This window comes from Lysinibacillus capsici, from assembly GCF_003367505.1.
GTDB classification, from domain to species: Bacteria; Bacillota; Bacilli; order Bacillales_A; family Planococcaceae; genus Lysinibacillus; species Lysinibacillus capsici.
This window is the reverse complement of record NZ_PXXX01000007.1, coordinates 65,142-78,622: the sequence shown is the minus strand read 5'-3', so window position 1 is coordinate 78,622 and position 13,481 is coordinate 65,142. Positions and strand designations below refer to the sequence as shown.

10 protein-coding genes are annotated in these 13,481 nt (G+C 38.6%); all 10 read left to right on the top strand.

All coding sequences use genetic code 11. The annotated features are described in order from the left end of the window. Positions 1-17: 17 nt before the first annotated feature. On the top strand, positions 18-1,280 hold the full coding sequence (gene rseP / locus C7B89_RS03670; RefSeq protein WP_048391568.1) for an RIP metalloprotease RseP: 1,263 nt from the start codon (positions 18-20) through the stop codon (positions 1,278-1,280). Between the two features lie 131 nt (positions 1,281-1,411). Then, positions 1,412-3,118 carry a proline--tRNA ligase gene (locus C7B89_RS03665; RefSeq protein WP_048391566.1) on the top strand — a complete coding sequence of 569 codons (1,707 nt, stop codon included), beginning with the start codon at positions 1,412-1,414 and terminating at the stop codon, positions 3,116-3,118. Positions 3,119-3,386: 268 nt separating this feature from the next. Further along, complete coding sequence (locus C7B89_RS03660; protein WP_115673182.1) at positions 3,387-7,718, top strand: PolC-type DNA polymerase III; 4,332 nt, start codon at positions 3,387-3,389, stop codon at positions 7,716-7,718. 335 nt (positions 7,719-8,053) lie between these two features. Further along, positions 8,054-8,530, top strand: a complete 477-nt coding sequence (gene rimP, locus C7B89_RS03655) for a ribosome maturation factor RimP (RefSeq protein WP_004269252.1) — start codon at positions 8,054-8,056, stop codon at positions 8,528-8,530. A 24-nt stretch (positions 8,531-8,554) separates the two neighbouring features. Next, the gene (gene nusA / locus C7B89_RS03650; protein ID WP_048391564.1) at positions 8,555-9,694 is read left to right on the top strand and encodes a transcription termination factor NusA; all 1,140 of its coding nucleotides are present in this window, start codon (positions 8,555-8,557) and stop codon (positions 9,692-9,694) included. A gap of 135 nt (positions 9,695-9,829) precedes the next feature. Beyond that, complete coding sequence (gene rnpM, locus C7B89_RS03645) at positions 9,830-10,108, top strand: RNase P modulator RnpM (RefSeq protein ID WP_004269250.1); 279 nt, start codon at positions 9,830-9,832, stop codon at positions 10,106-10,108. After that, a complete protein-coding gene (locus C7B89_RS03640) occupies positions 10,105-10,413 on the top strand; it encodes a YlxQ family RNA-binding protein (protein ID WP_004225011.1) in 309 nt (102 codons plus the stop codon). The genes rnpM and C7B89_RS03640 overlap by 4 nt, the downstream gene beginning before the upstream one ends. Positions 10,414-10,427: 14 nt before the next feature. Next, the gene (infB, locus tag C7B89_RS03635) at positions 10,428-12,710 is read left to right on the top strand and encodes a translation initiation factor IF-2 (protein ID WP_048391561.1); all 2,283 of its coding nucleotides are present in this window, start codon (positions 10,428-10,430) and stop codon (positions 12,708-12,710) included. After that, positions 12,710-12,988, top strand: a complete 279-nt coding sequence (locus C7B89_RS03630; protein ID WP_008178987.1) for a DUF503 domain-containing protein — start codon at positions 12,710-12,712, stop codon at positions 12,986-12,988. The genes infB and C7B89_RS03630 overlap by 1 nt, the downstream gene beginning before the upstream one ends. 78 nt (positions 12,989-13,066) lie before the next feature. After that, positions 13,067-13,408, top strand: coding sequence for a 30S ribosome-binding factor RbfA (gene rbfA, locus C7B89_RS03625; protein WP_004225003.1), 342 nt, complete (start codon positions 13,067-13,069; stop codon positions 13,406-13,408). Positions 13,409-13,481 lie beyond the last annotated feature (73 nt).

The window sequence follows — 13,481 nt, the reverse complement described above, 5'->3', positions numbered from 1 at the left end:
ATTAAAGGTGGGATATTATGCAAACAGCCATTGCATTTATATTAATATTTGGTATGCTCGTCTTCTTCCATGAACTTGGACATTTCTTATTCGCCAAACGTGCAGGTATCTTAGTACGTGAATTTGCGATCGGAATGGGTCCCAAAATTTATGGAAAAACGCATGGTGAAACAATGTATACTATTCGATTATTACCAATCGGGGGATACGTACGTATGGCCGGCGAGGATATGGATGGCACGGAATTACAGCCAGGCTACCGAATAGGGCTTATTGTGAATGAAGATAATATTGTTAAAAAAATTATTTTCAATCAAAATAATAAGCAGTTACCAGATTTATTATTTTTAGAAGTTGAACGCGCCGATTTAGAGAAGGAGTTATTTGTAGAGGGTTATGATGAAGAAGAACGTCTAGTTCGTTATCAAGTAGCTAGAGACTGTGTGCTTGTGGAAAATGGTCGTGAACTTGTCATTGCGCCACAGGATCGTCAATTTAATGCAAAGACAGTTGGTCAACGAGCAATGACTATCTTTGCAGGCCCTTTGTTTAACTTTATTCTCGCGTTTGTGATTTATTTAGTGATTGGATTGATCCATGGTGTACCAACATACGAGCCAATTATCACAGAAGTAGTAGAGAATGATCCAGCTGCACAGGCAGGGATGCTGGCAGGAGATAGAGTAACAGCTATTAACGGACAAGCAGTTGAAAAATGGCAAGATTTAGCTGCAATCGTTCAAGATCATCCAAACGAAGATATTGCTGTGACAGTTGAACGAAATGGACAATCAGTGAACTTAAATATGACCGTTAAGGAAATCCAGCAGGATGGCGAGAAATATGGTCAAATAGGTGTACGCTATGAAAGTCCCAGAGAATTTAACCCATTAAAGGCAGTTGTTTATGGAGCTCAAGAAACCTATAATATGACAGTGAAAATATTTGAACTATTAGGTATGCTAATTACTGGTAAGTTCACAATAGACGCACTTTCAGGTCCTGTAGGTATTTATAAAGCAACAGAGCAAGTTGCCCAGTATGGTATTATGAACCTAATGAATTGGGCAGCAATGCTAAGTATTAACTTAGGAATTATGAACCTACTTCCATTACCAGCACTTGACGGAGGCCGTTTATTATTCTTTGGCTTTGAAGCTTTACGTGGTAAACCAATTGACCGTCAAAAAGAAGGTATTGTACATTTTGTAGGAATCGTCCTACTCATGATTCTAATGGTGGTTGTTACATGGAACGATATACAAAGATTTTTCTTTTAATTCATTTACAGTTAAATGAAATTTGATTTCCTAGCTTTGAGCGCAATTTCGATGAAACATTGCGCTCAAAGCTAAATTTGTTTATGCTATTGAGAGTATAAACTTATCTATTGAAAAAGGTGGAACACTGAATGAAGCAAAGTAAAACATTTATCCCAACGTTACGTGAAGTACCTGCTGATGCTGAGGTAAAGTCACATAAGCAATTACTACGTGCAGGGTTTATTCGTCAAAATACAAGTGGGGTATACTCGTATTTACCGCTTGCAAAACGTGTGCTAACAAAAATTGAAACAATTATCCGAGAAGAAATGGAAGCTATCAACTCCATTGAGCTACTAATGCCATCTCTACAATCTGCTGAGCTATGGCAGGAATCAGGTCGCTGGGAAAAATACGGACCTGAATTAATGCGCTTAAAAGACCGACATGACCGTGATTTTGCATTAGGGCCAACACATGAAGAAGTCATTACAACTTTAGTCCGTGATGAAATTAAATCATATAAAAAATTACCGCTAACATTGTATCAAATTCAAACCAAATTCCGTGATGAAAAACGTCCTCGCTTTGGCTTACTACGAGGAAGAGAATTTATCATGAAAGATGCTTATTCTTTCCATGCGTCACGTGAAAGTTTAGATGAAACATATGAAGATATGTATCGTGCTTATTCTAATATTTTCTCCCGTCTCGGCTTAAACTACCGTGCTGTTATTGCAGATGCAGGTTCGATTGGCGGTAAAGGAACACATGAATTTATGGTCCTTTCTGAAATTGGGGAAGATACAATTGCGTACTCAGATACTTCTGATTATGCAGCAAATATCGAAATGGCTGAAGTAATTGTTGACTATCAACCATCTGATGAAGCTTTAAAAGATGTAGAAAAAGTAGCAACTCCAGAGCAAAAAACAATTGAAGATGTTTCAGCATTCTTAAAAGTAGAACCTGCTAATGTCATCAAATCTCTAGTTTTTGATGTAGATGGAGAGCTTGTAGTAGTGCTTTCACGTGGGGATCATGAAATTAATGATATCAAATTGAAAAATGCACTTGATGCAGGGTCTGTGGAACTTGCAAGTGAAGCAGCGATTCAAGAATTATTAGGTTGTGGCGTTGGCTCAATTGGTCCAGTGAAATTACCGGTAGACGTAAAAGTAGTAGCAGACCATGCTATTAAATCTATCCGTAATGGTATTGCAGGTGCCAACGAAGATGGATTCCATTTAGTCAATGTTAACCCTGAGCGTGATTTTGCAGTTAATGACTATTTAGATATTCGTTTTATTCAAGAGGGAGATCCTTCTCCTGATGGACAAGGTAACATTAAGTTTGCAGAAGGTATCGAGGTTGGTCATATTTTCAAATTAGGTACTACATACTCTGCTAAAATGAATGGTACTTTCTTAGATGAGCAAGGTAAGGCTCAACCATTTATTATGGGGTGCTATGGTATTGGTGTTTCTCGTATTCTAGCTGCTGTAGCGGAGCACTTCCAAGATGACAATGGCTTTACATGGCCAACACAATTAGCGCCATATGATATTCATGTTGTGCCAGTAAACACAAAAGATGAGGCACAAGTGACATTAGCGGAGGAGCTTTATGGCTTATTAAAATCATACCGTTATGATGTGTTACTAGATGATCGTCCTGAACGAGCGGGTGTAAAATTCGCTGATGCTGATTTAATTGGCTTACCTGTTCGAGTAACTGTTGGTAAAAAAGCAACAGAAGGTATTGTAGAAGTGAAATTCCGTCAAACGGGTGAAACATTTGAATGGAAAAAAGAAGAAGTAATTGATCGTCTGAATGAATTTTTCCGTAAAAATTAATGACGAGCTAAAAATTGGTGATAATTAGAATTTGATGCTTTTAATAGAGGCTTTCGTATAATTTTGATAAGATAGATATAAATAATTCGCGACACTTCTGCGGGACAGTGAGCCAAGCAAGCAACAACAGATGGTAAAATATCTGTTAAACTTGAAGAGCGCCCGCAGTGTGGGAGCGAATTTTTTTCTTGAATTCATCATGCGTTTGAGACGAATTAGAACATGAGGCTAAAGAAATTGCCTCTTTCTGAAAGTAGGTGTCATTAGATTGGAACAGCAACAAGAGGCAAGAATGAGACTTCGAATGCTCTTGCAACAACTAGAGTTAACAGATGATGTATATATGTCATTTTTTGAGGAAGGTGAACTATCACGCCTGACAGTTCATAAAAAGGATAGACTTTGGCATTTCACAATTAAGTTAAAGGATATATTACCGTTTCCGCTATATCAGCTTTTCCGTACGCATTTGACAGAGAAATTTTCAGCGATAGCACAAGTTAATACGACATTTGAAACATTAGAAAAAAATGTCACAGAGGAACTTGTGCAAGCGTACTGGCTAAATGTTGTGGAACAAATTGATGAGATGGCTCCAACGCTTAAAAATTGTCTCATCACTCAAATACCAACATGGAACGGCCAAAAAATGACTTTATCCTGTATGCAGGAAATGGAATTTATGATGCTCAAAACGAAGTATGCGGACAAACTAGCAGAAAGCTATGGTCAATTTGGTTTCCCTCGTATGGCAATCGACTTTGTGCTACAAGAAGAAACGGAAGAAATGATAGCGGCACAGGAAGCATTTATGGAGCAGAAACGTCTGGAAGAAGTGGCTCTGGCACAGCAAGCGATGCAAGATTTCCAAAAGCGTGAGCAAGAGAAGAAAGACAATCCGGCACTGGCCAACCTTGGCGACCGTCCATTCCAACTTGGGATGCATATTAAAGATGATGAAATCATGGAAATTAAACGGATTGTTGAAGAAGAACGCCGTGTTATTATTGAAGGATTTGTCTTTGATACGGAAATAAAAGAATTAAAAAGTGGACGCTCCTTATTACAAATCAAAATTACCGACTATACAGATTCCATCATTGTTAAAATGTTTTCTCGTGACAATGATGATGCTGAATTAATGCAACATCTGAAAAAGGGCATGTGGGTTAAAGTTCGAGGCTCTGTGCAAACTGATACGTTTATTCGTGATTTAATCGTTATGGCGAATGATATTAATGAAATCAAAAAAGAAACACGACAAGATTTAGCACCAGAGGGTGAAAAGCGTGTTGAGTTACATTTGCATACACCAATGAGCCAAATGGACGCTGTTACACCTGTTGATCGGCTTGTTGCTCAAGCTGCAAAGTGGGGGCATCCAGCAATAGCTATTACAGATCATGCGGTGGTGCAATCTTTCCCTGAAGCATATGCAGCGGGCAAGAAACATGGCATTAAGATTATTTATGGTCTGGAAGCAAATTTAGTTGATGATGGTGTACCAATTGCCTATGCTCCAGAGCATCGTTTATTGGCAGACACAACGTATGTTGTTTTTGACGTAGAAACGACAGGGCTATCAACTGCATATGATACCATTATTGAATTGGCTGCAGTTAAAATTAAAGATGGACAAGTTATTGATAAATATGAAAGTTTTGCAAATCCACATCATCCACTTTCGGCTACTACCATTGAATTAACAGGTATTACGGATGATATGGTTCGAAATGCACCAGAGGTAGAGCAGGTCATTAAAGAATTTCATGCCTTTATTGGAGATGCAATCGTTGTCGCTCATAACGCATCATTTGATATTGGCTTCCTATATACAGGCTATAAAAAATTTGGTCTTGAAGACACAGTCCATCCTGTCATTGATACATTAGAGCTAGCAAGATTGCTTTATCCTACAATGAAAAACCATCGCTTGAATACACTGTGTAAAAAATTCAATATTGAATTAACACAGCATCACCGAGCAATTTATGATACAGAGGCGACAGGATTTCTACTGCTGCAGCTATTAAAGGATGCTGATGAGCTAGCTATTAAATACCATGATGACTTCAATAAGCATATTGGTGGTGGGGATGCTTATAAAAAAGGTAGACCTATGCATTGTACAATTTTAGCAGTTGATAATGCAGGCTTAAAAAACTTATTTAAAATCGTCTCACACTCTCATACAAAAACATTCTATCGTGTTCCTCGGGTGACACGTGCTGTGCTTGAACAATATCGTGAGGGTTTATTAGTTGGATCAGGTTGCAGTAATGGTGAAGTATTCGAAACAATGATGAATAAGTCTCCAGAGGAAGCAGAGAAAGTCGCTCGTTTTTATGATTATATTGAGGTGCAACCGAAGGCTGTATATGCACCATTAATCGAACGCAATGTTGTACGTGATGAATGGACATTAGAAGATATTATCCGTAAACTTGTTAAACTCGGGAAGAAGCTAGATAAACCTGTTGTTGCAACTGGAAATGTTCATTATTTAGATCCGACAGATGGGATGTTTAGGCAAATACTTATTGGTTCACAAGGTGGAGCAAATATTTTAAATCGTTCTAAGCTACCAGAAGTCCATTTTAGAACAACTGATGAAATGCTGAAAGAATTTGATTTTTTAGGACCGGACCTTGCAAAAGAAGTGGTTGTGACGAATGCTCAAAAAGTAGCAGCAAGTATTGGGGACGTTAAACCGATTAAGGATGACCTATATACACCAAAAATTGAGGGCTCCGATGATGAAGTAACCAATTTAACTTATGAAATGGCCCATCGTATTTATGGTGAGGAGTTACCGGAAATTGTGAAAGCTCGAATTGAAAAAGAGTTAAAATCGATTTTGGGACACGGTTTTGGTGTAATTTATTTAATTTCTGCCAAGCTAGTGAAAAAATCATTAGCTGATGGCTATTTGGTAGGGTCACGTGGTTCGGTGGGTTCCTCATTAGTAGCCACTTTTATGGAAATCACAGAGGTTAACCCATTACCGCCTCACTATATTTGTCCTAGTTGTAAACATTCCGAGTTTTTCGATGATGGATCTGTCAGCTCAGGCTTTGATTTACCAAATAAAGACTGTACGGAATGTGGAACACCTTATAAAAAAGATGGACAAGACATACCATTTGAAACCTTCCTTGGATTCAAAGGTGATAAGGTACCAGATATCGATTTAAATTTTTCGGGTGAATATCAGCCTCAAGCGCACAACTATACAAAGGTGCTATTTGGTGAGGATTATGTATTCCGTGCTGGAACAATCGGTACAGTTGCGGAGAAAACAGCATATGGCTATGTGAAAGGCTATGCAAATGATCATAATTTACATTTTCGTGGAGCAGAAGTTGATCGTTTAGTTCAAGGCTGTACAGGAGTAAAACGTACAACTGGGCAACACCCTGGAGGAATTATTGTTGTTCCAGATTATATGGACATTTATGATTTTTCTCCAGTGCAATTCCCTGCAGATGCACAGGATGCAGAATGGCGTACAACCCATTTTGATTTCCACTCTATTCATGACAATATTTTAAAGCTAGATATACTTGGACACGATGATCCAACGGTGATCAGAATGTTACAGGATTTATCGGGAATCGATCCTAAAACAATTCCGACCGATGATCCTGTCGTCATGAAAATTTTTAGTTCTCCTGAATCTTTAGGTGTTACAGAAAAGCAAATTGGCTGTAAGACAGGGACACTAGGTATACCAGAATTCGGTACGCGTTTTGTACGTCAAATGCTAGAAGATACGAAGCCTTCGACATTCTCGGAACTTGTACAAATTTCTGGACTTTCCCATGGAACAGACGTATGGCTAGGGAATGCACAAGAATTAATTCAAAACGGTACATGTGTGCTAAAAGAAGTAATTGGTTGTCGTGATGACATTATGGTGTATTTAATTTATCAAGGTCTAGAGCCGTCACTAGCCTTCAAAATTATGGAATCTGTTCGTAAAGGGAAGGGATTATCAGAAGAATTTGAAGCCGAGATGCTCGCCAATAAAGTACCAGGTTGGTATATTGAATCTTGTAAAAAGATAAAATACATGTTCCCGAAAGCCCATGCCGCAGCATATGTGCTAATGGCAGTACGAATTGCCTGGTTCAAGGTACATTTTCCAATCCTTTATTATGCAGCGTATTTCACAGTTCGAGCAGATGATTTTGATTTAATTGCAATGGTGCAAGGATCGCAAATGATTCGAGCACGGATTGATGAAATCAATATGAAAGGCTTAGATGCATCCACTAAAGAGAAAAACTTATTAACGGTGCTGGAGCTTGCATTAGAAATGTGTGAGCGAGGTATGAGTTTCCAAAAGGTTGACCTATATCGTTCCCAAGCTAGTGAGTTTGTCATTGATGGCAATTCACTAATCCCTCCGTTCGATGCAATTCCGGGTCTTGGAACCAACGTGGCGAAAACGATCGTAGCTGCTCGTGAAGAGGGAGAGTTTTTATCCAAGGAAGATTTACAGCAACGTGGTCGTGTTTCCAAAACGCTTATCGAATACATGGACCAGCTTGGTTGTTTAGAAGGCATGCCTGATGCTAATCAGTTATCGCTATTCTAGTATTACAATTGTTTTGCATGGAAAGGTCACAATGTAAATTCAAATTCCTGACACAATATGGTTATCTATAATGAAGGAAATTTGCATTGTGTCGAGAACTGTGCTATTCTAATGGTAATAATTTGTTGATATTTTTCCAGCAAAAGAGTGGGGCATACCCGCTCTTTTCTGTTGTTTAACCGTAGCAAAACAAATTTTGACTAACAGCAGGTAAGACCGTAAAATTTCACCAAAGCAACTGGTGGAATTTCTGTTTTATTATGGTTCATTACTGCGTTAACCTGATAGTGATGAACAATTCATACGCTAGAATTTGATAAATACAGGAGGAAATAATGAGCAAAGTACCATCTTTAATTGAAGAGCTCGCTAAACCAATTGTGGATGAGTTAAATCTTGAGCTAGTGGATATTGAGTTCGTAAAAGAAGGACGAAACTGGTTTTTACGTGTCTATGTTGATACACCTGAGGGTGGAATTGACATAGATCAATGTGCTCAAGTGAGTGAACGACTAAGCTTGTTATTGGATGAAAAAGATCCAATTACACAAAACTATTATTTAGAAGTTTCTTCGCCTGGAGCGGAACGTCCATTAAAAAAAGATACGGATTTTGTCAAAGCAGTTGGCAAGTTTATTTATGTAAAAACCTATGAGCCCATCAAGGACATGAAGGAATTCCAAGGCTACTTAACGTCATACGATGAACATACATTAGTGATGGAAGTGCGTATTAAAACACGTAAAATAACAGTAACAATTGAACAAGAAAAAATCGCATTGGCACGACTTGCCATCGATTTTTCTGCATAAAGCATATTTAGGAGTGAAAACAAAATGAGTAGTGATTTGTTAGATGCGCTGAATGCGCTAGAAGAACAAAAAGGAATTTCAAGAGATGTGTTAATCGAAGCCATTGAAGCGGCATTAGTTACAGCTTACAAACGCAACTTTAACCAAGCACAAAATGTTCGAGTAGACTTAAATTTAGATAAGGGCTCAATTCGTGTATTTTCACGTAAAGATGTTGTGGAAGAGGTAGAAGATGATCGTTTGCAAATTTCTTTAGAAGATGCAAAAGTCATTAATCCAGCCTATCAGCTAGAGGATATCGTGGAGCAGGAAGTAACACCACGTAACTTTGGACGCATTGCTGCACAAACAGCAAAGCAAGTAGTTACACAACGCGTACGTGAAGCGGAACGAGGTTTAATTTATGAGCAGTACGTAGACCGTGAAGATGATATCGTAACTGGCGTTGTTGAACGTTTAGATGCTCGTAATATCTATGTAGGTTTAGGGAAAGTAGAAGCAGCATTGCCTGTTAATGAACAAATCCAAGGTGAATCTTATCATCCACATGATCGTATTAAAGTGTATATTACAAAAGTGGAACGTACAACTCGTGGACCTCAAGTGATTGTGTCTCGTACACATCCTGGTTTATTACGTCGATTATTTGAGATGGAAGTACCTGAAATTTATGAGGGTATTGTAGAGATTAAATCAATTGCACGTGAAGCTGGAGATCGCTCTAAAATTTCTGTTTTCGCTCATAATGAGGAAGTGGATCCAGTTGGTTCATGTGTTGGGGCAAAGGGAGCTCGTGTACAAACAATTGTCAATGAACTAAATGGTGAAAAAATTGATATCGTAGAATGGTCTGAAGACCCAGTTGTATTTGTAGCTAATGCATTAAGCCCATCAAAAGTATTAGATGTACAAGTGAATGAAGAAGAAAAGTCGACAACAGTCGTTGTACCAGACTATCAATTATCTCTAGCTATCGGTAAACGTGGGCAAAATGCTCGTCTAGCAGCGAAGCTTACTGGCTGGAAAATTGATATTAAGAGTGAGACTGATGCTCGTGAATTAGGTATTTATCCTTCGGCTACAAGCACTTTCATCCCTGCTCATGATGAAGAAAGTGATTTTGATGATGTAGCAGTTGACTTATATCAAGACGACGAAGAATAAGTAAGAAAGCCCGTGTGACAAGTAGCTGACAGTATTCAGTGGGCCCCCTACGCCGACTGAATACTGTCAGAGCGTCAAGTAGAGCATGACTTGTCCACCTCTTACGACAAGCTTCAGAGAGGAATGGTGATTCTTATGGCTGTAAACAAAAAAGTACCTCTTCGTAAATGTGTAGCAACTGGAGAAATGCTACCAAAGAAAGAGATGATACGTGTTGTTCGTTCGAAAGAGGGCGAAGTAAGTGTAGATGTCTCCGGGAAAAAGCCTGGGCGTGGTGCCTATGTCTCTAAATCAGAGCAGGCAGTTGACCTCGCGCGTAAGAAAAATGTATTAGGGCACCAACTTGATGTGAAAATTCCTGAAGAAATATACGAGGAACTTATTTTGCTGATTCGTAGGGAGTCAATTTTATGATAAATCAAGCAATATTTAATTTGCTTGGAATCGCAGCAAGAGCACGTAAGGTGATTTCAGGAGAAGAGTTAGTAGTAAAGGAAGTCCGCAATGGCAATGCTAAACTAGTACTGCTTGCAAACGATGCTTCTAAAAACTCTAGTAAAAAAATTCAAGATAAGTGCACGTACTACAACGTTGAGTATCATGTAATTGGAGATCGATATGATCTAGGACATGCTACAGGTAAGGAGGCCCGTGTGGCTTTAGCTATTACCGATAAAGGTTTTGCAAGTAAATTGTCTAGTCTACTCAACGAAAACTAATCGGGGGTGAGCAGATGACCAAAATCAGAGTTCATGAATATGCGAAGCAAGTGAATAAAACGAGTAAAGAGGTTATTGAAGCACTAAGTAAATTAAATGTGAGTGTAACAAACCATATGTCTATGTTGGAAAAAGACGCTGTGGCAAAGTTAAATCAAACATTTAAAGCAACACCTGAGAAAAATGTAGCAAAACAATCAACTCAAAACATGGCACAAAAACCTCAATCAAATGGCCAGCAAAAACCACAGCATTCGGTGAAAAAGCAAGAAGGACAAAGGCAGCAATCTGCTACTTCTAAGCCAAAAGTAAACAATCAGCAACATGCACAGCAAAACTCAAATTCGTCTAACGAAAAATCTAAGAATACAAAAGGTAATCAAAATAGAAATATGACACAAAATAATAATAATAACAATAATAATCGTAGAGGTGGCGGTGGTTACAACCAACGTCCAAAACCAGGGATTCATGGAGGCAAACGTCGCCATCCAAAAACGCATCAACCATCAATTCCAGTGAAACAAAAGGAACTTCCAGAAAAAATTACTTTTGTTGAATCATTATCAGTTGCAGAATTAGCAAAAAAATTACACCGTGAACCATCTGAAATCATTAAAAAATTATTCATGCTTGGCGTAATGGCAACAATTAACCAAGAATTAGATAAGGATGCAATTGAATTAATTTGCGCAGACTACGGTGTAGAAGTGGAAGAAGAAATTCGTGTAGATATTACGGATTTAGAAACACACTTCGAGCAAACAGAAGAAGTAAACGAGGCAGATTTATCAGAACGTCCGCCAGTTGTAACAATTATGGGTCACGTTGACCATGGTAAAACAACTTTATTAGACTCTATTCGCCATACAAAAGTAACAGCAGGAGAAGCTGGTGGTATTACACAACATATTGGTGCATACCAAGTTACAGAAGGCGACAAGAAAATTACATTCCTTGATACACCAGGACATGCGGCTTTCACAACAATGCGTGCGCGTGGTGCAAAAGTAACGGATTTAACAATTTTAGTTGTAGCTGCTGATGATGGTGTTATGCCACAAACAGTAGAAGCGATCAATCATGCCAAGGCTGCTGAAGTACCAATAATTGTGGCTGTGAATAAAATGGATAAACCATCGGCAAATCCAGATCGTGTGATGCAAGAATTAACAGAACATGGCTTAGTTCCTGAAGCATGGGGTGGAGATACAATTTTCGTTCCAATTTCAGCTTTAAAAGGTGAAGGCATTGATACATTGTTAGAGATGATTTTACTTGTAGCTGAAGTAGGCGAGCTTAAAGCAAATCCAGAACGTTTAGCACTTGGAACAGTAATCGAAGCTCAGCTTGATAAAGGTCGTGGCTCTGTTGCTACGCTTTTAGTACAAGATGGAACATTAAAAGTAGGTGACCCAATCGTTGTAGGTCATACGTATGGTCGTGTACGTGCGATGGTAAATGACAAAGGTCGTCGAGTAAAAGAAGCTGGCCCATCAACTCCAGTTGAAATTACAGGTTTAAATGATGTACCTCAAGCAGGTGACCGTTTCGTTGTCTTTGAAGACGAGAAAACAGCACGTCAAGTTGGAGAAACAAGAGCAATGTCAGCGATTCAAGCACAACGTTCAGAAAAACAACGTGTAACGCTTGATAACTTATTTGAACAAATGAGCCAAGGCGAAATGAAAGAGCTCAACTTAATTGTGAAAGCTGACGTTCAAGGTACTGTTGAAGCTATGGCAGCCTCCCTAATGAAAATTGATGTGGAAGGCGTAAATGTGAAAATTATTCATACAGGTGCTGGAGCTATTACCGAATCTGATATTTCTCTTGCAGCAGCTTCTAATGCCATCGTTATTGGATTTAATGTACGTCCGGATGTTAACGCAAAACGTGCAGCAGAAGAAGAGGGTGTAGATATTCGCTTACACCGCATTATCTATAAAGTAATTGAAGAAATTGAACAAGCAATGAAAGGTATGCTTGATCCTGAATTTGAAGAAAAAATTATTGGTCAAGCAGAAGTTCGTCAAACAATTAAAGTATCAAAAGTTGGTACAATTGCTGGTTCATATGTAACAGAAGGAAAGGTAACACGTGATTCAGGTGTACGTGTGATCCGTGATAACGTCGTTATTTTTGAAGGTGAGCTAGATACGCTTAAACGCTTCAAAGATGAAGTAAAAGAAGTGGCAAAAGGATACGAATGTGGTATTACGATTACAAACTTCAATGATATTAAAGAAGGCGACATTATTGAAGCCTATATTATGGAAGAGGTTAAACGCGCCTAATGATCGTGTATGCAGAGGTTGAATTTATCATTCAAACTGCCCATTCGTTAAAGGAAAAGCGTGCTGTCTTACAGCGTATGATTACCCGCACAAAGCAGAAATTTAACGTTTCTATTGCGGAAATTGACCATCAAAATGTATGGCAGCGTACGAAATTAGCACTTGTTGCTGTTTCTTCGTCCAAAGAAGCAGCTGAACGAGAAATTAATCACGCGCTCCACTATTTAGAGTCAAATCCGTCATGGGAACAGCTTAATGTGTGGCGAGATTATTTATAAGTAGTAGTAGATAGTTGTCTAGCTTACGAAGGCATGGAACACACAACTATCTGTACATCGAAATAGAGGTGACAAATTATGTCTCTACGTTCAAACCGTGTTGCCGAGCAAATGAAAAAGGAGCTTGGTGATATTCTTGGCCGTAAAATAAAAGATCCGCGTGTTGGTTTTGTGACTGTTACAGGTGTTGAAGTAACGGGTGATTTACAGCAAGCGACAATCTATATTACATCTTTAGGCAACGAACGTGAACGAGAGGAAACGCTTAAAGCTTTAGTAAAAGCTTCGGGCTTTATTCGCTCTGAAATCGGATCACGCATTCGTTTACGACGTACACCAGAATTAATCTTTGAATTTGATTCATCGATTGAATATGGGAACCGTATTGATTCATTGTTAAGAGATTTACACAAAGAATAAGCTAAAAAAGTCTGCCACATGCATGTTTATGCAGGCAGACTTTTTAGCTTCATGGAAAAAGTTATATTGCCAA